18 protein-coding genes are annotated in these 23,903 nt (G+C 53.8%); 8 read left to right on the plus strand and 10 right to left on the minus strand.

The features are described from left to right. Positions 1–235: 235 nt before the first annotated feature. Positions 236–1,381 (plus strand): glutamine-hydrolyzing carbamoyl-phosphate synthase small subunit, encoded by a 1,146-nt coding sequence (gene carA, locus FGI04_RS00630; RefSeq protein ID WP_342698579.1) that lies wholly within the window; start codon positions 236–238, stop codon positions 1,379–1,381. Positions 1,382–1,468: 87 nt separating this feature from the next. Then, the gene (carB, locus tag FGI04_RS00635; protein ID WP_342698580.1) at positions 1,469–4,693 is read left to right on the plus strand and encodes a carbamoyl-phosphate synthase large subunit; all 3,225 of its coding nucleotides are present in this window, start codon (positions 1,469–1,471) and stop codon (positions 4,691–4,693) included. A gap of 126 nt (positions 4,694–4,819) precedes the next feature. On the opposite strand, the gene FGI04_RS00640 is transcribed toward carB, so the two are convergent. Then, positions 4,820–5,434, minus strand: a complete 615-nt coding sequence (locus FGI04_RS00640; RefSeq protein ID WP_019843353.1) for a LysE family translocator — start codon at positions 5,432–5,434, stop codon at positions 4,820–4,822. A 160-nt stretch (positions 5,435–5,594) separates the two neighbouring features. On the opposite strand from FGI04_RS00640, the gene FGI04_RS00645 reads away from it, so the two are divergent. The 4 genes from FGI04_RS00645 to FGI04_RS00660 all read left to right on the plus strand — a co-directional run bounded on the left by FGI04_RS00645 (position 5,595) and on the right by FGI04_RS00660 (position 8,898). Beyond that, positions 5,595–6,368, plus strand: a complete 774-nt coding sequence (locus tag FGI04_RS00645; protein ID WP_168366493.1) for a threonine/serine exporter family protein — start codon at positions 5,595–5,597, stop codon at positions 6,366–6,368. Continuing rightward, complete coding sequence (locus FGI04_RS00650) at positions 6,362–6,832, plus strand: threonine/serine exporter (RefSeq protein ID WP_342698581.1); 471 nt, start codon at positions 6,362–6,364, stop codon at positions 6,830–6,832. Before FGI04_RS00645 ends, FGI04_RS00650 begins: the two co-directional genes overlap by 7 nt. Positions 6,833–6,979: 147 nt before the next feature. Then, on the plus strand, positions 6,980–7,462 hold the full coding sequence (folA, locus tag FGI04_RS00655; RefSeq protein ID WP_407337248.1) for a type 3 dihydrofolate reductase: 483 nt from the start codon (positions 6,980–6,982) through the stop codon (positions 7,460–7,462). Positions 7,463–7,827: 365 nt separating this feature from the next. Continuing rightward, entirely contained in the window at positions 7,828–8,898 is a 1,071-nt protein-coding gene (locus tag FGI04_RS00660; RefSeq protein ID WP_342698583.1) for an acyltransferase family protein, read from the plus strand. A gap of 68 nt (positions 8,899–8,966) precedes the next feature. Here the strand turns inward: FGI04_RS00660 and apaH are convergent, their stop codons facing one another. The 6 genes from apaH to lptD all read right to left on the minus strand — a co-directional run bounded on the left by apaH (position 8,967) and on the right by lptD (position 15,811). Next, complete coding sequence (gene apaH, locus FGI04_RS00665; RefSeq protein WP_342698584.1) at positions 8,967–9,809, minus strand: bis(5'-nucleosyl)-tetraphosphatase (symmetrical) ApaH; 843 nt, start codon at positions 9,807–9,809, stop codon at positions 8,967–8,969. A 6-nt stretch (positions 9,810–9,815) separates the two neighbouring features. Continuing rightward, positions 9,816–10,193: a Co2+/Mg2+ efflux facilitator ApaG/CorD gene (gene apaG / locus FGI04_RS00670; protein WP_038905696.1), complete on the minus strand. Its 378-nt coding sequence runs from the start codon at positions 10,191–10,193 to the stop codon at positions 9,816–9,818. A gap of 15 nt (positions 10,194–10,208) precedes the next feature. Beyond that, on the minus strand, positions 10,209–11,027 hold the full coding sequence (gene rsmA, locus FGI04_RS00675; RefSeq protein WP_153508258.1) for a 16S rRNA (adenine(1518)-N(6)/adenine(1519)-N(6))-dimethyltransferase RsmA: 819 nt from the start codon (positions 11,025–11,027) through the stop codon (positions 10,209–10,211). Next, positions 11,020–12,021 (minus strand): 4-hydroxythreonine-4-phosphate dehydrogenase PdxA, encoded by a 1,002-nt coding sequence (gene pdxA / locus FGI04_RS00680; protein WP_342698585.1) that lies wholly within the window; start codon positions 12,019–12,021, stop codon positions 11,020–11,022. The genes rsmA and pdxA overlap by 8 nt, the downstream gene beginning before the upstream one ends. After that, positions 12,021–13,313: a peptidylprolyl isomerase SurA gene (gene surA / locus FGI04_RS00685; RefSeq protein WP_407337249.1), complete on the minus strand. Its 1,293-nt coding sequence runs from the start codon at positions 13,311–13,313 to the stop codon at positions 12,021–12,023. Before surA ends, pdxA begins: the two co-directional genes overlap by 1 nt. 98 nt (positions 13,314–13,411) lie before the next feature. Continuing rightward, positions 13,412–15,811, minus strand: coding sequence for an LPS assembly protein LptD (gene lptD / locus FGI04_RS00690; RefSeq protein WP_342698587.1), 2,400 nt, complete (start codon positions 15,809–15,811; stop codon positions 13,412–13,414). A 150-nt stretch (positions 15,812–15,961) separates the two neighbouring features. On the opposite strand from lptD, the gene djlA reads away from it, so the two are divergent. Continuing rightward, the gene (gene djlA, locus FGI04_RS00695; protein WP_342698588.1) at positions 15,962–16,918 is read left to right on the plus strand and encodes a co-chaperone DjlA; all 957 of its coding nucleotides are present in this window, start codon (positions 15,962–15,964) and stop codon (positions 16,916–16,918) included. A gap of 126 nt (positions 16,919–17,044) precedes the next feature. Here the strand turns inward: djlA and rluA are convergent, their stop codons facing one another. The 3 genes from rluA to FGI04_RS00710 all read right to left on the minus strand — a co-directional run bounded on the left by rluA (position 17,045) and on the right by FGI04_RS00710 (position 23,299). Then, the gene (rluA, locus tag FGI04_RS00700) at positions 17,045–17,698 is read right to left on the minus strand and encodes a bifunctional tRNA pseudouridine(32) synthase/23S rRNA pseudouridine(746) synthase RluA (RefSeq protein ID WP_342698589.1); all 654 of its coding nucleotides are present in this window, start codon (positions 17,696–17,698) and stop codon (positions 17,045–17,047) included. A gap of 62 nt (positions 17,699–17,760) precedes the next feature. Beyond that, positions 17,761–20,664 (minus strand): RNA polymerase-associated protein RapA, encoded by a 2,904-nt coding sequence (rapA, locus tag FGI04_RS00705; protein ID WP_407274901.1) that lies wholly within the window; start codon positions 20,662–20,664, stop codon positions 17,761–17,763. 262 nt (positions 20,665–20,926) lie between these two features. Beyond that, the gene (locus FGI04_RS00710) at positions 20,927–23,299 is read right to left on the minus strand and encodes a DNA polymerase II (protein WP_407321847.1); all 2,373 of its coding nucleotides are present in this window, start codon (positions 23,297–23,299) and stop codon (positions 20,927–20,929) included. A 213-nt stretch (positions 23,300–23,512) separates the two neighbouring features. On the opposite strand from FGI04_RS00710, the gene FGI04_RS00715 reads away from it, so the two are divergent. Next, the gene (locus FGI04_RS00715; RefSeq protein ID WP_342698592.1) at positions 23,513–23,890 is read left to right on the plus strand and encodes a hypothetical protein; all 378 of its coding nucleotides are present in this window, start codon (positions 23,513–23,515) and stop codon (positions 23,888–23,890) included. Positions 23,891–23,903 lie beyond the last annotated feature (13 nt).

The following is a 23,903-nucleotide window of genomic DNA, read 5'->3' on the forward strand; positions in this document are numbered from 1 at the left end:
AACCGTTTACTTTTCCCAGTTGATGTGTGTTTTTACCGATATGGCGATGTATTACTCCTTGAAGCCATAAAATAGTGAAAAAAAATCCGGTTTGGCTAGACAACGGTCAGGGGCATCATTAAAATGCGCGCAATTTGCCAAAAATTTGCCTTACAGGTGGTTTTTGCATTGATTTAGTCCATTAAATCTGAATTAATATGCAAATAACGTGATTTTTTATTCCTTGGAGGGTGTTTTGATTAAGTCAGCGCTATTGGTTCTGGAAGACGGAACCCAATTCCACGGTCGGGCCATTGGGGCAGAGGGAACGGCAGTGGGGGAAGTCGTTTTCAATACGTCAATGACCGGTTATCAAGAAATCCTCACTGATCCTTCCTATTCCCGCCAGATTGTCACTCTTACTTATCCCCATATCGGAAATGTCGGCGCCAACAAAGCCGATGAAGAATCTCCCGCCGTTCATGCTCAGGGCTTGGTTATCCGCGATTTACCCCTGATTGCCAGCAACTACCGCAGTGAAGAAAGCCTGTCTGATTACCTCAAACGCAACAATATTGTGGCGATTGCGGATATCGACACTCGCAAATTGACGCGGTTGCTGCGTGAAAAAGGCGCGCAGAATGGCTGCATCATCGCCGGTGACGCACCGGATGCGGCGCTGGCGCTGGAAAAGGCTAAAGCGTTCCCCGGCCTGAAAGGGATGGATCTGGCGAAAGAAGTGACCACCCACTCCAGCTATAGCTGGTTGCAGGGTAGCTGGACGCTGGAAGGCGACTTGCCAGCGGCAAAAACCGAGAACGAACTGCCGTATCATGTGGTGGCGTATGACTACGGTGTGAAGCGTAATATCCTGCGTATGCTGGTGGATCGCGGCTGCCGCCTGACGGTCGTACCCGCGCAAACCCCGGCCGAGGATGTGCTGAAACTCAATCCGGACGGTATTTTCCTCTCCAACGGTCCTGGCGATCCGGAGCCGTGCGATTACGCCATCAAGGCAATTAAAGCCTTCCTGGAAACCGATATTCCGGTGTTCGGCATTTGTCTGGGTCACCAGTTGCTGGCGCTGGCCAGTGGCGCGAAAACCGTCAAGATGAAGTTCGGTCACCACGGCGGCAACCACCCGGTGAAAGATCTGGACGGTAATCGTGTGATGATCACCGCGCAAAACCACGGCTTTGCGGTAGACGAAACGTCGCTGCCCGCCACACTGCGTGCAACGTATAAATCGCTGTTTGATGGTTCGCTGCAGGGCATTCATCGCACCGATAAAGCGGCATTCAGTTTTCAGGGGCACCCTGAAGCCAGCCCCGGCCCACATGACGCCGCGCCGCTGTTTGATCACTTCATCGAGCTGATTGAGTCTTACCGTAACACCAAATAATCAGAATCCGTTTAGTCACGCTGCGATAAAAGAACAGGGCGAAAGGGCCAGCGCGGCGGTGAGTAAACGGGTTCGCAGGAGCGAAAAATGCCAAAACGTACAGACATAAAAAGTATCCTGATTCTCGGTGCCGGTCCGATCGTGATCGGTCAGGCGTGCGAGTTTGACTACTCCGGCGCTCAGGCGTGTAAGGCGCTGCGTGAAGAAGGCTACCGCGTGATTCTGGTGAACTCCAACCCGGCCACGATTATGACCGACCCGGAGATGGCCGACGCCACCTACATTGAACCGATCCACTGGGAAGTGGTGCGCAAAATCATCGAAAAAGAACGTCCGGATGCCGTATTGCCGACGATGGGCGGTCAGACGGCGCTGAACTGCGCGCTGGAGCTGGAACGTCAGGGCGTGCTGGCAGAGTTCGGCGTGACCATGATCGGTGCGACCGCAGATGCCATCGATAAGGCGGAAGATCGTCGCCGTTTCGATATCGCGATGAAGAAAATCGGCCTCGAAACCGCACGTTCCGGCATTGCCCACAATATGGACGAAGCGCTGGCGGTAGCGGCGGATGTGGGGTATCCCTGCATTATTCGCCCGTCTTTCACCATGGGGGGCACGGGCGGCGGTATTGCCTATAACCGTGAAGAGTTTGAAGAAATTTGTACCCGCGGTCTGGATTTGTCACCGACCAAGGAACTGTTGATCGACGAATCGTTGATCGGCTGGAAAGAGTATGAAATGGAAGTGGTGCGGGATAAAAACGATAACTGCATCATCGTCTGCTCTATCGAAAACCTCGATGCGATGGGGATCCACACCGGTGACTCCATCACTGTCGCGCCGGCACAAACCCTGACCGACAAGGAATACCAAATCATGCGTAACGCCTCGATGGCGGTACTGCGTGAAATCGGGGTAGAAACCGGCGGCTCCAACGTGCAGTTTGCGGTCAACCCGAAAACCGGGCGTCTGATCGTTATCGAAATGAACCCGCGTGTATCGCGCTCCTCGGCGCTGGCTTCCAAAGCGACCGGTTTCCCGATCGCCAAGATCGCGGCCAAACTGGCGGTGGGTTATACGCTTGATGAACTGATGAACGACATTACCGGCGGGCGTACCCCGGCATCGTTCGAACCGTCCATCGATTATGTGGTTACCAAGATCCCGCGCTTTAACTTCGAAAAATTCGCTGGCGCTAACGATCGTCTGACGACGCAGATGAAATCGGTGGGTGAAGTGATGGCGATCGGCCGTACCCAGCAGGAGTCACTGCAGAAAGCGCTGCGTGGTCTGGAAGTCGGCGCGACCGGTTTCGATCCTAAAGTGAGTCTGGACGATCCGGAAGCGCTGACTAAAATCCGCCGCGAATTGAAAGACGCCGGTGCCGATCGTATCTGGTATCTGGCGGACGCGTTCCGCGCGGGTATGTCGGTTGACGGCGTATTCAACCTGACCAACATTGACCGCTGGTTCCTGGTGCAAATCGAAGAACTGGTGCGTCTGGAAGAGCAGGTGGCAGAACAAGGCGCTAACGGCCTGACGAAAGAATTCCTGCGTTTGCTCAAACGCAAAGGCTTTGCCGATGCACGCCTGGCAAAACTGGCCGGTGTATCAGAAGGTGAAATCCGCAAGCTGCGTTACAAATACAACCTGCATCCGGTCTACAAGCGTGTAGATACCTGTGCTGCCGAGTTCGCGACGGATACCGCCTACATGTACTCCACGTATGACGAGGAGTGCGAGGCCAACCCGAATCAGGATCGTGACAAGGTCATGGTACTGGGTGGTGGCCCGAACCGTATCGGTCAGGGGATTGAGTTCGACTATTGCTGTGTACATGCGGCGCTGGCACTGCGTGAAGACGGCTACGAAACCATTATGGTCAACTGCAACCCGGAAACGGTCTCTACTGACTACGATACTTCCGATCGCCTCTACTTCGAGCCGGTAACGCTGGAAGACGTGCTGGAGATCGTGCGTATTGAGCAGCCTAAGGGTGTGATCGTGCAGTACGGCGGACAGACGCCGCTGAAACTGGCTCGTCAGCTTGAGGCCGCTGGTGTGCCGGTGATCGGCACCAGCCCGGATGCTATCGACCGTGCGGAAGACCGTGAGCGCTTCCAGCAGGCGGTCAACCGCCTTGGTCTGAAGCAACCGGCCAACGCCACAGTCAGCACCATCGACCAGGCGGTGGAAAAAGCCGTTAACATCGGCTATCCGCTGGTGGTTCGCCCGTCTTACGTGCTGGGCGGCCGGGCGATGGAAATCGTGTACGACGAAACCGATTTGCGCCGCTATTTCCAGACGGCGGTCAGCGTTTCCAACGATGCGCCGGTGCTGCTGGACCGTTTCCTGGATGATGCGGTGGAAGTGGATGTGGACGCTATCTGCGACGGTGAACGCGTCTTGATTGGTGGCATCATGGAACATATCGAGCAGGCGGGTGTGCACTCCGGTGACTCGGCCTGTTCGCTGCCAGCCTATACCCTGAGCAAAGAGATTCAGGATGTGATGCGTCAGCAGGTGGAAAAACTGGCGTTCGAGCTTGCGGTGCGTGGCCTGATGAATGTGCAGTTCGCGGTGAAAAACAACGAAGTGTACCTGATTGAGGTGAACCCGCGTGCGGCGCGTACCGTGCCGTTTGTTTCCAAAGCCACAGGGGTTCCGCTGGCGAAAGTGGCGGCGCGTGTGATGGTTGGGCAAACGCTGGCGCAGCAGGGCGTTACCAAAGAGGTGATCCCGCCGTACTATTCCGTTAAGGAAGTGGTGCTGCCGTTCAATAAATTCCCAGGTGTGGACCCGATCCTCGGGCCGGAAATGCGTTCTACCGGCGAGGTGATGGGCGTAGGGCGTACCTTTGCTGAAGCCTTCGCTAAGGCGATGCTGGGCAGTAACTCACCGATGAAGAAAACTGGCCGCGCGTTGCTGTCGGTACGCGAGGGTGACAAGGCCCGCGTGGTGGATTTGGCTGCCAAGCTGCTCAAACACGGTTTTGAACTGGATGCGACTCACGGCACCGCGGTGGTGTTGGGTGAAGCCGGTATCAATCCGCGTCTGGTGAACAAGGTGCATGAAGGCCGTCCACATATTCAAGACCGCATCAAGAATGGCGAGTACACCTACATCGTTAATACCACAGCGGGTCGTCAGGCGATCGAAGATTCCAAACTGATTCGCCGCAGTGCGCTGCAGTATAAAGTGCATTACGACACCACCATGAATGGCGGTTTTGCTACAGCGATGTCGCTGAACGCCGACCCAACCGAGCAGGTCATTTCCGTTCAGGAAATGCATGCCCGTATTCAGGGATAACGGCTAAAAACGCGCCTGGGTTCAGGTGCGTTGTCGTGAAATCGTGAAAGGTCAATCATGAAAGATAAAACCGGCCTGGTGCGTGACATCAGGCCGGTTTTTTTCGTCTGTTATCAGGGGGGCGGTTTAGCTTAATGCCACCTTGATTCCCAGTGTAATCAATACGCCGCCAAGCAGTTTGTCGATCAGTTTTTGCGCTTTGGTCAGGCCGCGACGTACCGGTTCGCTCTGAATCAGAATAACCAGCAGCGGCCACCAGATAAGCGTCAGTCCCAGGATGATCCCGGCGTACCACAACTTTTCACCCATGCTGGAGTTCAGTCCCAACACCTGGGTGAAGACCGCCAGAAAAAACAGTGTCGCTTTCGGGTTCAGCAGGTTGCAGAGATAGCCCTGGAGGAAGGCTTTCCACAATCCGACGCGCTGCGGCGTCAGGCCGGACAAATCCAGTTTACTGCCGCCGCGTGAGCACAGTGCCTGAATGCCCAGCCAGATCAGGTAAGCGGCACCGACGTATTTCAGCAGGCTGAATAGCCAGGGCGTGGTGGTGATGACGACCGCCAGGCCAGCGACACAATACGCCATATGGGTGGCGACACCGGCAATAACACCGACAGTGGTCATCATGGCGGCCAGTCGTGGGTAACGTACCGCGTTTTTGATCACCAGAAAGAAGTCCGGGCCGGGAGATATCATCCCCAGTGCAGCGATGGTCGCTACGAATAAAGAGGTTTCAAGCATGATGGATCACGTATGACAATCAAGGATTCGACGAAAAAAGGTGGGCATAATACCGTCAGTGGCATTTTTTCGCACTATCAATCATCGATTTGAAATGTTAATAAACTTATAAAAACCACGCTTATAGTGGTTGTAATCAGTACAGGGGACGAAGCGTAAGATGGTAAATGAAACCACACAGCAGCGGGATATTACCCGATTGTGTATTCAGTGTGCATTGTTGCTGTTGCAGCATGGTGCGGAAAGTATGTTGGTCGAGCAACTTTCGTCACGACTTGGCGTGGCGCTGGGAATGGACGCGGTAGAGAGCTCGATTTCGGCTAACGCGATAGTGCTGACCACCATTATGCAAGGGCATTGCCTGACATCCACCCGTAAAAATGTGGATCGAGGCATCAACATGCATGTGGTGACGGAAGTGCAGCGTGTGGTGATCATGGCAGAACATAAGCTGCTGGATGTGGCGGGCGTGGCAAAGCGCTTTAGCCATATCAAACCGTTGCGTTACCCGCGTTGGCTGATGGTGACGATTGTGGCGTTGTCGTGCGGCTGTTTTAGCCGTTTAAACGGCGGCGGCTGGGATGCCTTTCTGGTGACGCTGATTGCCAGTGGTATGGCGATGTATGTTCGTCAGGTTCTGACCGCCCGGCACCTTAATCCGTTGATCAATTTCTGTATTACCGCTTTTGTGGCGACATCGGCATCTGGGTTGTTGATGCGGGTGCCCGCTCTTGAGCACAGTTCCTCCGTGGCAATGGCGGCCAGCGTATTGTTGCTGGTGCCTGGCTTTCCGCTGATTAATGCGGTCGCCGATATGTTTAAAGGCCATGTGAACACTGGGCTGGCACGTTGGACGATGGCCAGCCTGCTGACGCTGGCGACCTGTATTGGTGTGGTAACGGCAATGGTGGTATGGGGGCTGCACGGATGGTGATTGAACTGGTTTGGGCGTTGATTCAGGATATGGTACTGGCCGCGGTGCCGGCGGTCGGTTTTGCTATGGTATTTAACGTACCGATGCGGGCGTTGCCGTATTGCGCGTTACTCGGCGCGCTGGGGCATAGTGTGCGCTTTCTGATGATTCGCTTCGGTATTCCTATCGAACTGGCGACTTTTGTGGCATCGATCATGGTGGGGATCATCGGTATTCGCTGGTCCCGCTGGTTTCTGGCTCACCCTAAAGTCTTTACCGTTGCGGCGGTGATCCCGATGTTCCCCGGTATTTCAGCCTATACGGCGATGATTTCCGTTGTTCAGCTCTCTCAGCATGGGTATAGCGAAGCGCTGATGCAAACACTGATCACCAACTTCCTGAAGGCCAGTTTTATCGTTGGAGCACTGTCTATCGGGCTGTCGCTACCGGGGATCTGGATTTATCGTAAACGCCCGGGAGTGTAGCGCCGCGGCTTTCTCTTGAAGGATTTGGTGTTCTCTTAAGGCATTCAGTGTTCTCTTAAATAGTGGGTGGCGACCCGGCAATCATATCGACGCATGGGCAGGCTTTCCGTATAGTGGCACCAATTTTGTAGCCTGTAGGGTTTTACCATGGTGATTAGTTTGATTGCCGCACTGGCAGTGGATCGTGTGATCGGAATGGAGAACGCCATGCCGTGGCACCTGCCAGCTGATTTGGCGTGGTTTAAGCGCAATACACTCAACAAACCCGTGATTATGGGACGTAATACGTTCCGCTCTATCGGGCGGCCGCTGCCGGGACGACTGAATATCGTGGTGAGTAGCCAACCGGGTGACGATGAACGGGTAACCTGGGCGACGTCGCTGGACGCGGCGCTGGCGGCGGCTGGCGGCGTGGAAGAAGTGATGGTGATCGGCGGAGGCAGCATTTATCAGCAGATGCTGCCGCAAGCCGGTCGCCTTTATCTGACCCATATTGACGCTGAGGTAGAAGGTGATACCCATTTCCCGGATTATGAACCGGATGAGTGGGTATCGACGTTCAGTGAATTCCATGATGCTGATGAGCAAAACTCCCACAGCTATTGCTTCGAAATCCTTGAACGCCGCTGATTGCTGTTGGTTTTCCATCTTCAAACCCGCTCACACCGAGCGGGTTTTTCTTTTATTATTTTAATGTATCGATATGTGTACGTGTTACACCATTACCCTCTTTCTATTTCATTTGGGTTATTTGCAGGAAGAACATTGTCTAAATGGAATGAAATTTAGCTTATTCATAAGATTAATAGTCCAACTTGCTCATCAGGGCATTTGAAATGTTAGTGGTAAACAGGTTGATTGCGTCATGCCCTATTTACTTTATTTTCTTACAATGTCACTGGTATTTGTTTTTTACTATTCTAATGCGTTCAAAATAACCTATAAAGACCTGTAACTCAAAAGCAAGGTTATTGAAGGTCAAGGTCCTTCGGTATATGAAAATCGCATCAATTCAGTATTTGCGTGGTCTGGCTGCTTTGCTTGTCGTCGTAGCGCATAATTCATCCCTGCTGGAGGGTAACTGGACAAAACACATTCCTGGCGCACTTGGTGTGGATGTTTTTTTTATAATTAGCGGTTTTATAATGACATTCATTACCTACCATGCACCTGACAGTCCGTTTGTATTTATCGTTAAACGCTTGTTTCGCATATGGCCAGTCTTTTTTTTCGTTTGGCTGCTTTCTTTTATTTTCGTGTATCCTGAAAGAAGTTTCAGCCAGATGGTATGTACACTCTATTTTTGTCTGCAGGATTATAGTCTACCAGGACCAACCTTTGGTTACAGTGCTCTTGGCCCTCCATGGACGTTATCCTACGAAATGATGTTCTACTTCATTTTCGCTGTTTCAATGAGCATCAGCTACCGCTATCGCAGCTACATTTGCACACTGGTTTTCGTGGCTGCTATGACAGGTTTTCAGCTGTATTACAACGGCAGTTTCGATTTCTCATCACAGGTATCGCCGAATATTATTGTTATACACTGGTGGCAGGCTTGGATTAAATTGATAAGTAATACTATCGCGTTTGAATTTATCACTGGTATGTTGCTGGCGGAATTAATGGTCAGGAAAAAAATCAGCAAGTTACTTTACAGCAGGATACTGGCGAAAATAGCGTTCGTTATTGCAATAGTCGGCGCTGTTATCGTTGGTCCACAGGTTTTTGGCTTGAGTGGTGGTTTCTGGCTGGCGTTGGTCATTATGATTTCGGCTATTATATTGGGTGGCCACAATGAGACAGAGTATAGTCGGATACTAACCTTCATTGGAGATATTTCCTATTCACTTTATCTCGTTCACTATCCTGTAATGGTTTTTTTTAGAAACCATTTATCAGACTCCGCGACATCCATTGAGAGAATAACAATATTTATGTTCTCTATTACCGTTAGTATTGTAATAGCATCAGTTATGTTCATATGGATTGAAACGCCTTCAATTCGGGCAGGCAAAAAGGTAGCAGGAATGTTATCTGTGGCGATGAGGCGTTATCAGCATTAAGCTTGAGCAATATGAACCTGGGAGATGAGTGGGTGTGCAATATTCGGCAGCAACCGCCGCCGGATTCGTCAGATGGCGGAAGCTGCATCGGTTTGCGGCGTCATTAGCGATGGCTGGGTAAAATAACGCTGGTCTTCCCAGCGCAGACAGGTGAGTTCCCCCCCCCAGCAACAGCCGGTATCCAGCGCGTAGATACCCTTTGGTGTACCTTTACCTTCCAACGATGCCCAGTGACCAAACGCAATAGCGTATTCGGCTGGAACCGGGCCTGGTAGAGTAAACCAGGGCTTAAGCAGCGATGGTGCTTGTGAGGGCGCCTCTTTACACAGCATATCGAGCTGACCGCCTGAAAAGCAGTAGCGCATGCGGGTAAACACGTTGGTACTAAAGCGCAAACGAGCCAGCCCACTCAATTCCGGGCTCCAATGATTCGGCATGTCGCCGTACATCGCATCCAGAAACAGCGGGTAGCTGTCGCTGCTGAGGATCGCTTCGACTTCCCGAGCGCACATTTTGGCGGTGTCCAGATCCCATTGCGGCGTGATACCGGCGTGGGTCATCACCAGCTTACGTTCTTCGTCTATCTGCAATAGTGGTTGGCGTCGCAGCCAGTTGATCAGATCGTCCGCGTCTGGTGCTGACAATAGTGGATCCAGTCGATCTTTGGGTTTATTGCGACTGATACCCGCGTATACCGCCAGGAGATGGAGGTCGTGGTTGCCGAGTACCATACGCACTGAATCGCCCAACGAGCGGACATAGCGCAGCACATCCAGCGAATCGGGGCCACGCGCGACCAGATCGCCGGTCAGCCACAGCGTGTCACTTTCAGGGTTAAACGCAACTTGCGCCAGCAACGCTTTGAGCTCGACGGCACAGCCGTGAACATCGCCAATAAGATAGGTAGCCATAGTCTTTCAATGTATCAGTGAGGGAATGGCCAGGCGGAATACCGTAATGGGAACCTGAAATGTTTCACCCTGATGATCAATCATCTGGTAATGACCTTCCATGGTGCCCATCGGCGTTTCCAGAATGGCGCCGCTGGTATACTGGAATTCGCTGCCTGGCTGAATGACAGGTTGCAGGCCGATCACGCCCTCGCCCTGTACTTCAGTTTGTTTGCCGTTGCCGTTGGTAATCATCCAATAACGGTTAAGCAGTTTGACGTCATGACGACCGAGATTACGGATGGTGATGGTATACGCGAAGACGAAACGGCCTTCTTCTGGCTGAGATTGCGCTTCTACATAGAAGCTCTGAACCTGTATACACACTCGGGGCGCATTCATCATGACGACAACTCCAGCTTATTCCTGCGATGTGGGGTGCGCGGTCAGCCACTCGGCCAGACGGCAATATTGCGCAATAGTGACGTTTTCAGCCCGGGTGTTAGGGTCCACTTCCAGTGCAGTCAATTGCTCTGGCGTGAACAGGTTACCCAGACTGTTACGCAGCGTTTTACGTCGCTGATTAAAGGCTTCCGTGGTAATCCGGCTCAGGATACGGGTATCCACGGCCGGATAAGGCGACGTCGTGTGCGGTACCAGCCGCACTACCGCAGAATCCACTTTAGGGGCCGGTTTGAAGGCGGTTGGTGGCACTTCAAGCACCGGAATAACCTGACAATAGTACTGCGCCATCACACTCAGACGACCATACGCCTTGCTGTTTGGCCCGGCTACCAGCCGGTTGACGACTTCTTTTTGCAACATGAAGTGCATGTCGTGAATAGCCTGAGTATAGCTGAACAGGTGGAACATCAGCGGTGTCGAAATATTATACGGCAGGTTACCAAAAACCCGCAGTGGTTGTCCCGCCTGTTGTGACAGGGCGGCAAAGTCCACTGTCATCGCGTCCTGCTGGATGATGGTCAGCTTGTCCTTGAGCGTCGGATGCACCTCCAGCCGTGCGGCCAGATCGCGGTCCAGTTCGACTACGGTAAAGCGGTCGATACGTTCGCCGACAGGAATAGTTAACGCCCCCAGACCGGGGCCAATTTCTACCATGGCCTGACCCGGCTGCGGGTGGATGGCGGAAACAATACTGTCGATCACGAACTGATCGTTGAGAAAATTCTGGCCAAAACGCTTACGCGCGAAGTGACCTTGATGGACGCGATTATTCATTACGGTTAGCAATCATATGTAGAGCGAGATTCAATGCGGTGCCAAAGCTGCCCGGATCGGCCTGACCGCGACCGGCAAGCTCCAGTGCGGTGCCGTGATCGACGGACGTGCGGATAAACGGCAGCCCCAGCGTGATGTTGACGGCTCGACCAAAGCCTTGATATTTCAGTACCGGCAAGCCTTGGTCGTGATACATCGCCAGCACAGCGTCGGCGTGTTCGAGGTACTTGGGTTGGAACAAGGTGTCGGCAGGCAGCGGGCCAACCAGTTGAATACCAGACTGACGCAGTTCATCCAGCGCGGGAATAATGACATCCAGCTCTTCTCGCCCCATATGGCCGCCTTCGCCAGCATGCGGGTTCAAACCGCAGACATAGATGATCGGTTGGGCGAGGCCAAATTTGCGCTGCAAATCCTGATGCAGAATGGTAATCACTTCGTGCAGGCTATCGCGGGTGATGGCATCCGATACTGCCTTTAATGGCAGATGTGTGGTCGCCAGCGCAACCCGTAACTCTTCGGTCGCCAGCATCATCACCACACGTGAGCAATGACTGCGTTCGGCAAAGAACTCTGTATGGCCGGAAAACGCAATGCCAGACTCGTTGATAATACCTTTGTGTACCGGCCCGGTGATCAGCGCGGCAAAATCGCCTTTCAGACAGCCATCACAGGCGCGGGCCAGCGTATCGAGCACATAGCGGCTGTTCAACACGTTCAACTGCCCTGGCACCACCGTAGCGTCGGTGGCAACCGGCAGCAGCGTCAACGTGCCTGCTGCTTGCGGTTGCGCCGCCAGGTGCGGTTGGTATTCACGCAAGGTTAGCGGGAGTTTCAACGCCAGCGCACGGCTTAACAGCAGCTCGGCATCGGCACATACCACCAGTTCCACCGGCCAGCTTTGCTGGGCCAGTGCAACCACCACATCGGGACCAATCCCGGCGGGTTCGCCGGGGGTTATCACGACTCGCTGCACCTGCGTTTCAATGGGCATCAGTTCTGAGCATCCAGGATTTTCACGTATGCCGCCGCGCGTTTTTCCTGCATCCAGGTTTGGGCTTCTTCGGCGAATTTACGGTTAAACAGCATGCGATAGGCGCGATCCTTCTGGGCCGCGTCAGTCTTGTCCACCTGACGGGTATCCAGCAGTTGGATCAGGTGCCAGCCAAAGGAGGAGTGCACTGGTGCACTGATTTCGCCTTTTTTCAGGTCCATCAAGGCATCGCGGAATGCCGGGTCATACATCTCTGGTGATGCCCACCCCAGGTCGCCACCCTGATTGGCTGACCCCGGATCCTGAGATAACTGTTTGGCGGCGGTGGCAAAGCTCAGCTTGCCACTCCTGATTTGGCTTGCCACCTCTTCGAGTTTAGCTTTGGCTTGCGCGTCGTTCATGACTACCGAGGTCGTCAGCAGAATGTGGCGGGCATGCACCTCGGTGACCGACACGGCTTGAGAGCCGCCGCGGGTATCGTTAACACGCAGAATATGAAAGCCCACACCAGAACGAATCGGCCCAATGATCTGGCCCTTCTGCGGGTTAGCCAGACGTTCGGCAAACAGCGATGGCAGTTCTTGCGGACGACCCCAGCCCATCTGTCCGCCTTTCAGTGCTTGCGGATCGGCAGAGTAGGTGATGGCCAGTTTGCCGAAGTCAGCACCCTGAGAGGCTTCTTTCACCAAACGATTGGCCAGACTTTCTGCTTTATCGACCTGATCTTGCGTCGGGTTTTCTGGCAGCGGGATCAAAATTTGGCTCAGGTTGACTTCGGGACCGTTCGCCCCCTGACTGGCAAGCTGCTGAGCCAGCGAGTCCACTTCCTGCGGTAGCACGGTGACACGGCGACGCACTTCACTGTTACGCACATCCGCTATCATCATGTCTTTGCGGATCTGGTTACGGTAAGTATCGAAACTTATGCCTTCGGCGGCCAGGCGGCTGCGCAACTGGTCAAGGCTCATGTGGTTTTGCGCCGCAATATTAGCGATAGAGCGATCCAGTTGGTCATCGGTGACCTGAACACCCACTTTTTGCGCCATCTGCAGGATGATATTATCCATGATCAAACGCTCCAGAATCTGGTGACGGAGCGTGGCGTCGTCCGGTAACTGCTGACCGGCTTCTTGCGCGTTCAGTTTGACGGACTGCAGCAGGCTATTGATATCACTTTCCAGAACCACACTGTTGTCGACGATGGCGGCTATCTTGTTGACCTCTTGTGGGGCCGCAAACGCCATATTGGCACTCAGTGCCAGTCCCAGGACAAGCGCTCTCCAGTTCTTCATACCTTTCCCGTTAATTTTATCCGCCAGGGCGGGTTACATGTTTAATCGCTACCGGTTATTAGACGTTTATTGTTGCCAGAGTTCCCGGCGTTACCTCATCAGAACGCGCGCTGGTAAGGCAATATACCGTTTCTCAGCATTTTGTCCGTACCCAGACTGTAATTGCTGCTCAGGCCACGCAATTCGAAGCTGAAGCCAATCTTGCTGTCGTAGACGCTCTGATTGGTCGTGCTATTCCATTTGGTTATCTTGCGTTCGTAGCCCACGTTGACCGCCCAACAGCAGGTGTTGTACTGCAGGCCCACTAACTGGTCGGCGGGTTGATTGGCCTTGGTGTCATAGTAATAAGCACCCACGATAGCCCAGCGATCGGACAACGGCCAACTGGCAGTGGCGCCGACTTGAGAAATACCTTGCTGGAAGCCGGGGTTTGTGATGTTTGGCAGCATAGCCTGAATATATTCCGAGCTGGCGAAACGGTAATTCAACTGGAACATACGCTCACCGCCGCCACGGTATTCAAGAATAGCGTCGCCAAGGGTGACGCTTTTAAGACGTTCATCGTACTGTGCGCCGCCACGAAGACCCCAGTTGTCGGCAAATTTCCAGTAGGCGTCCCCCGCCCAGTTCAGGCTGCCGCGTTCATCATTCTGGTCGAGACTGGAGTTGGTGCCAGTGCGCGGGCGATCAAAATAATAAATCTGCCCCAGTGACGCATTGAAACGCTCTTCCAGCGCACTGTCATACAACCGCGTTGTCACCCCGCTCGATACCTGGTTCGCGGAAGCGATGCGATCCAGGCCGCTGAAGGTACGGTCACGGAATAACCCAGCGTAGTCTGCCTGCAACAGGGTGGAGTCATAGGCGCGGATATCAGACTGATTACGGTATGGCACGTATAAATATTGCACTCGCGGTTCGAGCGTCTGGGTATAGCCTTTCGCCCAGTCCATATCACGTTCAAACACCATCTTGCCGTCGGTTTTGAACTGCGGCATCACACGGTTGACGCTACTTTTTAATGGCGAGTCTGGGTTGCTGGCGTTATAAGCATCCAGATTTTCCTGCTGATAGTGGGTTGCCATCAGCTTGGCTTCGGTATTCAGGCTAGCCCACTGATTGGAAATCGGCATGGAAATCGTTGGCTCGAAATGCAGACGGGTCGCATCAGGCAGGCTAGGGTTAATATTGGTAAATTTTACCGCCTGACCGTAAAGGTGCAGATCGAAGGGGCCGATATCGTTCTGATAGTAATTCATATCGAGCTGCGGCAGCGCTCGATAGATATCACGGGAAGCCAGATTGCTGAATATCTGGTATTGGCGTGTTGAGACGGTAGCATCCCAGTTTTGGTTGGCGTAGCCCAGGCTGAATTTTTGGGTGGCGTAACCGTCGGTGGTGTTACCGTAAACCGAATCCAGATCGGTAAAATAATTCGGATCACTGACCTTGGTATAGTCAGCGCTGAAGCGCCACACCTGGTCCATCACGCCGAAATGCTGCCAGTGGAACAGCCAGCGGGTGTAATTATCATCAGGCGCATAACCCGATTTACCAGACAGAACATCGCTTTTGTATTGCCTGTCGTCCGGCAACCAGTCAAATTCGACCAGGCCTAAGCCCGCGCGCGACAGATAACGGAATTCGTTCTGCCACTGCATTCCGCGATTGGTCTGCACATGTGGCGTGATGGTGGCGTCGTAGTTGGGCGCGATATTCCAGTAATAAGGCGTGACCAGCTCAAACCCATTATTCCTGCCGTATTTCGCGTTAGGGATCAGGAAGCCGGAACGACGCTTATTGCCAATCGGGAGTTGCATATAAGGGCTATAGAATACCGGGACACCCGCGATGCGAAAACGGGCGTTCCAGATTTCGGCGACTTCCTCCTGCCGGTCCTGAATCACTTCCGAACCGACGACGCTCCAGCTATCATCACCTGGCAGGCAGGATGTAAATGAACCATGATCTAAGATGGTATAGCGGTTGTTCTCGCGCTGCTTCATCTTGTCAGCATCGCCGCGACCCTGACGCCCGACCATCTGGTAGTCGCCGTCTTCGACGTCGGTATCCTTGGTGTTAAGGTTGGACCAGGCGCGCGGGCCTTTCAGGATGACCTGATTATCATCGTAATGCACATTACCGATAGCCGTGACAGTGCGAACAGGGTCAGCCTGACCCGCCTGTTGTTTCTGATGTAGCTGCACCTGGTCTGCGGTCAGTACGCGATTACCCTGCTCGACGTTAACATTGCCGGTAAATAAGGCGCTGTCGGGGTAGTTGGCCTGTGACTGATCCGCGCTGATGTGAACCGGCAACTGACTGGTGTCCCCGGTTACCAGCGGGCGATTATATACAGGAACGCCCGACATACACTGAGAGGCGAGATCGGCCAGCGCATGCTGACTGTACAGCGCCGACCCAATTAACGAGGCCAGCAGGGTTGGAAAACTTTTTTTCATACGCGGTATCTGGTGTTCCGTCATCAAGGGCGTCATGCCGACAAACGGTCAGAGACTATATTAGCCACCGGCGTAGCGCCAGTGCAAAATCCCCGCCATTTTCTATGCGTTGCCGTTAGGAGCAAAGATAAATGACGGGTATGATAAAGCAATTTTTGGCCGACGGCATGGGGATTTGAGGAGTATATGCGGTATTGGGGAAAGTTGCTGGGACTGGCGTTGGGGATTGTATCCAGCGCTGGTGTCGGCGGGTTGATAATCGGGCTGCTGTTGGGTCATTTGCTTGACAGAGCTCGTGCATCCCGTCGTCGCGACTTTTTTTCCGCGCAAGCCACCCGCCAGGCGCTGTTTTGTCTGACAACCTTTCAGGCGATGGGGCATCTGGCCAAATCAAAAGGGCGGGTGACGGAGTCTGATATCCGTATCGCGACCACCATGATGGACCGACTGGAACTGCATGGCGAGGCGCGTAATGCCGCGCAACAGGCGTTCCGTGAAGGGAAAGCCAGCCAGTTTCCGGTGCGTAATAAGCTGCGTAAGTTACGCGACGCCTGCATTGGCCGTTTTGATTTAATCAGAATGTTTCTGGAGATTCAGTTACAGGCCGCGTTTGTAGACGGCGTATTACACCCGAATGAACGGCGGTTGCTGTATGTGTTTGCCGATGAGCTGGGCGTAACCCGCGAACAGTTTGAGCTGTTCATGCGCAATATGGAGCGTGGTGCCCATCAGTCGTCAAAACAGAGCAGCAGTGGTTACCAGTCACGACAAGGCAATACCTACCAGTCGCGGCAGGGAAGCACCCATCAGTCATGGCAGAATAGTCAGCAACAATCATCAAGACAGGGCAATAAGTCTTATCAGCGGCGTAATCAGTCTTATGGTGGGCAGTCCTATGGCCAGCGACCGCCGGTATACTCGCGCGGACCGACTATCGAAAGCGCCTGTCGGACATTAGGTGTGCGTAGCACGGATGATGCTGCGACGGTGAAACGCGCTTATCGCAAGCTGATGAGCGAACACCATCCTGATAAAATGATGGGGAAAGGCCTGTCGCCGCGCATGATTGAGATAGCCAAGCGTAAAGCGCAGGATATCCAAGCCGCCTATGAGTTTCTGAAAATCAACAAGTTTTCTCGCTAATTCTTCTTCTCTTTTTGCCTTTCCCATCGTCGCGCGCCTTTCCATGATTGCCTGCTTTTATACATAACGATCGTTTCTAAAGCAGCACGGTTTTCAGCACCAGGACTGGGGGCCTGAACATCACGACTAGAAGTCAGCTTCGCAACGAAAGTGCATTGGTGTCGTAAAAACCGGATGGGTAATGGCCAGTTCCTGTGCATGCAGTAGCAAACGGGGGGCCAGTGCTTTCGCCTCTGGATGGGCATAAAACCCGTCGCCCAGAATGGGGTGACCCAATGCCAGCATGTGGACACGTAACTGATGTGAGCGACCGGTGATCGGCATCAGTTTTACGCGGGTGGTGCCATCGCTGTCCCGTGATAAGACGATGTAGTCGGTCTGGGCGGGCTTACCTTGCTCAAAGCAGACTTTTTGTTTCGGACGGTTAGGCCAGTCACAAATAAGCGGCAGGTCGACCAATCCTTCATCCTGCGCCAGATGGCCCCAGACGCGGGCAACGTAAGACTTCTTCGGTTCCCGCTCGCGGAACTGGCGTTTTAGCTCCCGCTCAGCCGCTTTGGTCAGAGCAACCACCATCACGCCGCTGGTAGCCATGTCCAGACGATGGACTGACTCGGCGGTGGGAACATCAGCCTGAATACGGGTCATGATGCTGTCTTTATGTTCTTCGGCGCGACCGGGAACGGAGAGCAGTCCGCTAGGCTTGTTCACTACCATAATGTGCTGATCCTGATACAGGATGTGCAGCCAGGGCTCGCGAGGGGGGTTATAGGGTTCCATGAAGGCTCCGGCATCGCGGCAAGGCAGGCCTCGCCGCGAAGTAGATAGATAACTGATGAGGTTTACTGGTGTGCCACCATCACCAGACGGATGGCATCCAGACGCCAGTTGGCCTGTTGCAGATTCAGCAGCACCTGTTCGCGCTGTTCTTCCAACGCCTCGAGCTCATCGTCACGGATGTTCGGGTTGACGGCTTTGAGCGCTTCCAGTCGTTCCTGCTCGCGGCGTAACTGCGTTTCAGCGTTACGCTGCGCCTCGGCGATCAGCGCCTGCGCCTGCGCTTCTACCAATGGCTGAGCCTTCTGTAACATATCGTGCACCTCGTCTTGCACCGCATTCACCAGCTTGCTGGAAGTGTGGCGATTGACGGCGCTCAGTTGACGGTTGAAGCTCTCGAACTCCACCTGTGCTGCCAGATTGGTGCCTTTGCGATCCAGCAGGACGCGAATCGGCGTCGGTGGCAGGAAGCGGGTCAATTGCAGTTTCTTCGGTGCTTGTGCTTCCACGACATAGACCAGCTCTGCCAGCAGGGTGCCGACCGGCAAGGCTTTGTTTTTCAGCAGAGATACGGCGCAACTGCCGGTGTCGCCAGACAGAATCAGATCCAGACCATTGCGGATCAGCGGATGCTCCCAACTCACGAATTGGGCATCTTCGCGAGACAGCGCCTGATCGCGATCGAACGTGATGGTACAGCCATCCTGCGGCAAGCCGGGGAAGTCCGGCACCAGCATGTGGTCAGACGGTGTCAGCACGATCAAGTTATCGCTACGGTCATCCTGATGAATACCGATAATGTCGAACAGGTTGAGCGCGAAATTAACCAGATTGACGTCATTATCCTGTTCGGCAATGGCCTGGGCCAGTGACTGTGCCCGCTCTCCACCGTTGGAATGCATCTCCAGCAGGCGGTCGCGTCCTTGCTCCAGTTGCGCTTTCAACGTGTCATGTTGCTGACGACAGGTATGGATAAATTCATCCAGTCCGGTTTGTTCAGACGGTTTTGCCAGCAGGCTGATCAGCTGCTCGTAGTGGCTGTCATAAATAGCGCGACCCGTCGGGCAGGTATGTTCGAAGGCATCAAGCCCTTCGTGATACCAGCGTACCAGCAATGCCTGAGCGGTATTTTCCAGATAGGGCACCAGAATCTGAATGTCGCGGCTCTGACCGATACGATCCAGACGACCGATACGTTGTTCCAGTAGATCCGGATTAAACGGCAGATCAAACATGATCAGATGGCTGGCAAACTGGAAGTTACGGCCTTCGGATCCGATCTCCGAACAGATCAATACCTGAGCGCCTTCTTCTTCCGAGGCGAAATACGCGGCAGCACGGTCACGTTCGAGTATAGAGAGCCCTTCGTGGAAGACGGCGGCGCGGATAGCTTCACGGGTACGCAGCACTTGTTCGAGTTGTAACGCAGTGGCGGCCTTGGCGCAGATCACCAGTACTTTTTCATCGCGATGGCTGGTCAGAAACTCCAGCATCCATTCGACGCGTGGATCGAAGCTCCACCAGGTGGCGTTATCGTCTTCGAACTGCTGATAAATTTGCTCTGGGTAGAGCATGTCACGTGCGCAGTCTTCGGCGGATTTACGGGCATTCATAATGCCGGAGACGCGAATCGCTGTCTGATACTGCGTAGGTAACGGCAGTCTGATTTGGTGCAGCTCGCGCTTCGGGAAGCCTTTCACGCCCTGGCGGGTATTGCGGAACAGCACACGGCTGGTGCCGTGGCGGTCCATTAGCATGGTGATCAGTTCCTGACGCGCGGCGGCGCTGTCTTCACTGTCGCTGGCGATGGATTTCAGCAGCGGTTCGATATCCTGTTCACCCAGCATCTCGCTCAGGGCGTTGCGTTCGCTGTCGCTGATACTGTTGCCGCTCAGCAACAGGGTGACCGCATCGGCAACCGGACGGTATTGTTGCTGTTCAGCGATAAATTCGTGGTAGTCGTGGAAGCGGTTCGGGTCGAGCAGGCGCAGGCGGGCGAAGTGGCTTTCCTGACCTAATTGCTCTGGCGTTGCCGTCAGCAGCAGGACGGCCGGGATAGCGCGTGCCAGTCGCTCAATCGCTTTATAGCCAGCGCTCGGTGCGGCTTCGCTCCAGGCCAGATGATGGGCTTCGTCCACCACCAGCAGATCCCAGTCGGCATCCAGCAACTGTTCGAAACGGGAAGGATTACGGCGTACAAAATCCAGCGAACAGATAATCAATTGTTCGGTTTCAAACGGGTTGTCGCTGTCAAGACGCGCTTCGGCGTAGCGTTCGTCGTCAAACAACGAAAACAGCAGGTTGAAGCGACGCAACATTTCCACCAGCCATTGATGCTGCAGGGTTTCCGGCACCACGATCAGTACGCGATCGGCACGACCTGCCAGCAATTGCTGGTGGATAATCATGCCCGCTTCGATGGTCTTACCCAAACCGACTTCGTCGGCCAGCAACACGCGTGGCGCATGGCGTTGGCCTACTTCGCGGGCGATGTGCAACTGGTGTGGAATCAGGCTGGCGCGCATGCCGCGCAACCCACCCCAGGGTTGCAGCGCCTGCTCATGCTGATGCAGACGGGCACGATAACGCAGGGCGAAGCGATCCATCCGGTCAATCTGCCCGGCGAACAACCGGTCTTGCGGTTTATTGAAGGTCAGTTTGCTGTCGAGGAAGACTTCCCGCAGTTCGGCGGGCTCATGGGTATCCAGACGCTGACCTATGTAGGTGCGCAGGCCGTTCTCATCGCGAACGTCTTCCACCTCTAGCTGCCAGCCTTCGTGACTGGTGACGGTATCGCCAGGATTGAACATGACACGGGTGATGGGCGCGTCATTTCTGGAATAGAGGCGATTTTCGCCGCTAGCCGGAAATAGCACAGTAATCATGCGGGCATCCATCGCCACTACCGTACCCAATCCTAAATCGCTTTCTGTATCGCTGATCCAGCGTTGACCAAGTGTAAAAGGCATAAATTCTAAGCTCGATACTCGTCGTTGTCGGAGAATGTCTGAACAGGAGGCTGCCGACCCCTGCGTACGGCAATACCTTACCCGCCCTGCGCGAGAGTGATGCTATCGCGCACAGCCTGTGATGCGGGTATGGGGGATGCGCCCCGGATGTTATTGACCGTTGTCTAAACTGACAGACGTGGACCCACGCCTGATATTTTTGAAAGGGCGCTATGGTACTGGATGGCGGCCTGTTCGTCACCTGTCAGGCACCATCGGATTGTCAAAATAACCCCATCTGTCCGGTAATCAGTGTAGCAAAATCATCGTGAATGAAAGGCAGAATGGCATCGGCCACCGGTTGCAGTTGTTTTTCCACATAGTGGTTGTAATCCAGTATCGAGTGACGATTCTCCAACGGTTCCGGGCCATTCACCGTGATAACGTAGCTTATCCAGCCGCCGCTTTGGTACTGCAAAGGACGATCATGCTGACGGTTGTACTCGTCGGCCATTCTGGCGGCGCGCACTTGCGGCGGCACATTGCGTTGATAGTCGCTCAGTTTATGGCGCAGTCGTTTGCGGTATACCAGCAGGTCGTCATGTTCGCCTTCCAGCGTTTTAGCCACGTATTCCCGCACCCATTCCTGATACGGCTCACGGTGGAAAATACGCTGGTAAAGCTGTTGCTGGAATTGCTGTGCCAGGGGTGTCCAGTCCGAACGTACCGTTTCCAGCCCTTTGAACACCATCTGCTCACCCTGTGGCGTCATGGTCATACCGGCGTAGCGTTTTTTGCTGCCCAGTTCGGCACCACGGATAGTGGGCATCAAAAAACGGTGAAAATGGGTCTCGTATTCCATTTCCAGCGCGCTGTTCAGCCCATATTGCTGATGCAGGTGCTGTTGCCACCAGTCGTTGATATAAGCGACCAGCTCACGACCGATGGCATCTGCCTCGTCCTCACGGTGGGCGCGCTTAAGCCACACGAAGGTCGAATCCGTATCGCCATAAATCACCTGATAACCTTTGGCTTCAATCAGAGAACGGGTCTGGCGCATGATCTCATGGCCGCGCAGGGTGATCGACGACGCCAGACGCGGATCGAAAAAACGGCAACCGCTCGACCCCAGTACGCCATAAAATGCATTCATGATGATCTTCAGCGCCTGCGACAGCGGTTTATTGTTCTCCTGCTTGGCGAGGTCACGCCCGTGCCACACCTCTTCCACGATAGCGGGCAGGCAGTGCTGGCGTCGGGAAAACCAGGCACCGCGAAAACCTTCGACGGCGTGCTGTTCATCAGGCTGCTGCAAGCCGGTGATAAGCCCGACCGGGTCAATCAGGAAGGTGCGAATGATGGAGGGATAAAGGCTTTTATAGTCCAGTACCAGCACCGAATCGTACAGACCGGGGCGGGAGTCCATCACGTAGCCGCCGGGGCTGGCTTCCGGCGGGATCTCACCCAGGTTGGGGGCGACAAACCCGGCCCGGTGCATACGTGGCAGGTAGAGGTGAGTAAATGCCGCTACCGATCCGCCGCTGCGGTCTGCTGCCAGCCCGGTGACGCTCGCCCGCTCCAGTAAAAAGGCGATCAAATGGGTTTTCTCGAAGATGCGTGTCACCAGCTCGCAGTCTTTCAGGTTGTAGCGCGCCAGTGCCGGTTTGTCTTGCTGAAAACGCTGCTCGATTTCTTCCAGCCGCTGATAAGGATTGTTGCTGGCTTTCCCTTCGCCAAGCAGCGACTGAGCGACAAATTCCAGGCTGAACGAGGCAAAATTCCAGGTGGCGGATTTCAATGCTTCGATACCATCGACGATCAACCGGCCTGGCGCGCTGGCGAAAAAATGCCCCTGTCGATAGCCATGCTCGCGCCACTCCAGCTCCTGACCGTCGCGTCCGAATCGTAATGGAATGCGGTAACGCTCGGCGTGCTGTTGCAGCACCCGCAGGTCAAACTGCACCAGATTCCAGCCGATAATCACATCCGGATCGTAGGTGTGCAGCCACTGATTGAGTTTTTCCAGCAGTTGTGGACGGCTGGCGACGTATTCCAGCGTCAGGTCGCCAGCATCCTCTCTGTTGCCATTTTCTGGCCCCAGCATAAATACCTGACGCTGGCCGCACCCTTCCAGACCGATGCAGTAAAGCTCGCCGTGGCGGCTGGTTTCGATATCCAGCGACACGGTTTTGAGTGATGGGCGGTAGTCAGGGGCCGGTTTGAGTTTGACGTTATCGATCAGCCCGTCAGCGTTTTCTTCGCCGCTAAACCAGACTGGCGCGGTGATAAAACGCTCCATCAGAAACCGCTCCGGCGGGCGGATATCCGCTTCGTACACCGGAATTCCCGCTTCCTGTAGCTTCTTTTCCAGCCGCAACAACTGACGGTATTGCAGGCAGTAGAGCCCTAGTTGTGGCTCGTGGTGGAAGTTTTTCAGCGCCAGTGGCCGCAGTTGCCAGTGTTTTTCCCCGCTTAATAACTGGCTGATACGTGCCTGATGACGCATCGGGACAAACGCTACCGCCTGTTGCGGTGACAACCTGACCCGACAGGGGCCAGTGTCCGTCGCCAGCCAGCATTCAACCCTGATCCCGGCCGGGGTGTCTTGCCAGTGGCGGGTCAGTACAAATCCCTGACGTGGTGGGGAAAAGGTCATGGCGTATTGTCAGAGGGTCAGTGGAGTAATGGAATAAATTATGTATATGCATACAGGTTTTGTCCAGTTGCCGTACCCACACGTTGGAGCGGTCTGCTTGTCGGTATTGGTTATCTGGTTTACGTTGTATAATTCAATTTATCTTAATCTGGTTATGATTTTATGGGTGAAATGAAGTAATCACTGTACTTAAAGGAGAGCGGTAAGAAGGATATGAAGGTATTGAATAAGCTGATTCTCATTTTTTCTTTTTTAATCTGTGCTTGTAATGCCAATGCACGTATTCCCTCAGCAATTGGTTATGAAGGCGATGAATTAGTTGAAAAAATAATAAAAAATGTACCCAGAATATCCCAACATTATCAAGTTAAACACGGCGATGCTGAGGGGCCAGGGAAACAGGTGATAGGGATATATTTTGAAAACACTACCGATATTGATACGTTAAGAAAGTATGTTAATTCATTGAAGTTTAAACTAAGTATGGATGATGGTTATCGGGAGGTATGGGAGTCTCCAGATAAAAGTAAATTTATTGTGCTTTCTGTTAATCATGAAGATCATGCCACTTATTTTGAGGTTTTGTTATGAATCTCACCATTTA

The sequence above is a fragment of the Dickeya ananatis genome, assembly GCF_019464615.1.
GTDB classification, from domain to species: domain Bacteria; phylum Pseudomonadota; class Gammaproteobacteria; order Enterobacterales; family Enterobacteriaceae; genus Dickeya; species Dickeya oryzae.

Bases quoted from the DNA above. Each gene is read 5' to 3' on its own strand.
- FGI04_RS00710 (WP_407321847.1), bottom strand. From the start codon at position 23,299: ATGACCTTTTCCCCACCACGTCAGGGATTTGTACTGACCCGCCACTGG.
- pdxA (WP_342698585.1), bottom strand. From the start codon at position 12,021: ATGCCCATTGAAACGCAGGTGCAGCGAGTCGTGATAACCCCCGGCGAA.
- FGI04_RS00660 (WP_342698583.1), top strand. From the start codon at position 7,828: ATGAAAATCGCATCAATTCAGTATTTGCGTGGTCTGGCTGCTTTGCTT.
- surA (WP_407337249.1), bottom strand. From the start codon at position 13,313: ATGAAGAACTGGAGAGCGCTTGTCCTGGGACTGGCACTGAGTGCCAAT.
- lptD (WP_342698587.1), bottom strand. From the start codon at position 15,811: ATGACGCCCTTGATGACGGAACACCAGATACCGCGTATGAAAAAAAGT.
- FGI04_RS00715 (WP_342698592.1), top strand. From the start codon at position 23,513: ATGAAGGTATTGAATAAGCTGATTCTCATTTTTTCTTTTTTAATCTGT.
- apaG (WP_038905696.1), bottom strand. From the start codon at position 10,193: ATGATGAATGCGCCCCGAGTGTGTATACAGGTTCAGAGCTTCTATGTA.
- rluA (WP_342698589.1), bottom strand. From the start codon at position 17,698: ATGGAACCCTATAACCCCCCTCGCGAGCCCTGGCTGCACATCCTGTAT.
- rsmA (WP_153508258.1), bottom strand. From the start codon at position 11,027: ATGAATAATCGCGTCCATCAAGGTCACTTCGCGCGTAAGCGTTTTGGC.
- djlA (WP_342698588.1), top strand. From the start codon at position 15,962: ATGCGGTATTGGGGAAAGTTGCTGGGACTGGCGTTGGGGATTGTATCC.
- rapA (WP_407274901.1), bottom strand. From the start codon at position 20,664: ATGCCTTTTACACTTGGTCAACGCTGGATCAGCGATACAGAAAGCGAT.
- FGI04_RS00645 (WP_168366493.1), top strand. From the start codon at position 5,595: ATGGTAAATGAAACCACACAGCAGCGGGATATTACCCGATTGTGTATT.
- carB (WP_342698580.1), top strand. From the start codon at position 1,469: ATGCCAAAACGTACAGACATAAAAAGTATCCTGATTCTCGGTGCCGGT.
- FGI04_RS00650 (WP_342698581.1), top strand. From the start codon at position 6,362: ATGGTGATTGAACTGGTTTGGGCGTTGATTCAGGATATGGTACTGGCC.
- FGI04_RS00640 (WP_019843353.1), bottom strand. From the start codon at position 5,434: ATGCTTGAAACCTCTTTATTCGTAGCGACCATCGCTGCACTGGGGATG.
- folA (WP_407337248.1), top strand. From the start codon at position 6,980: ATGGTGATTAGTTTGATTGCCGCACTGGCAGTGGATCGTGTGATCGGA.
- apaH (WP_342698584.1), bottom strand. From the start codon at position 9,809: ATGGCTACCTATCTTATTGGCGATGTTCACGGCTGTGCCGTCGAGCTC.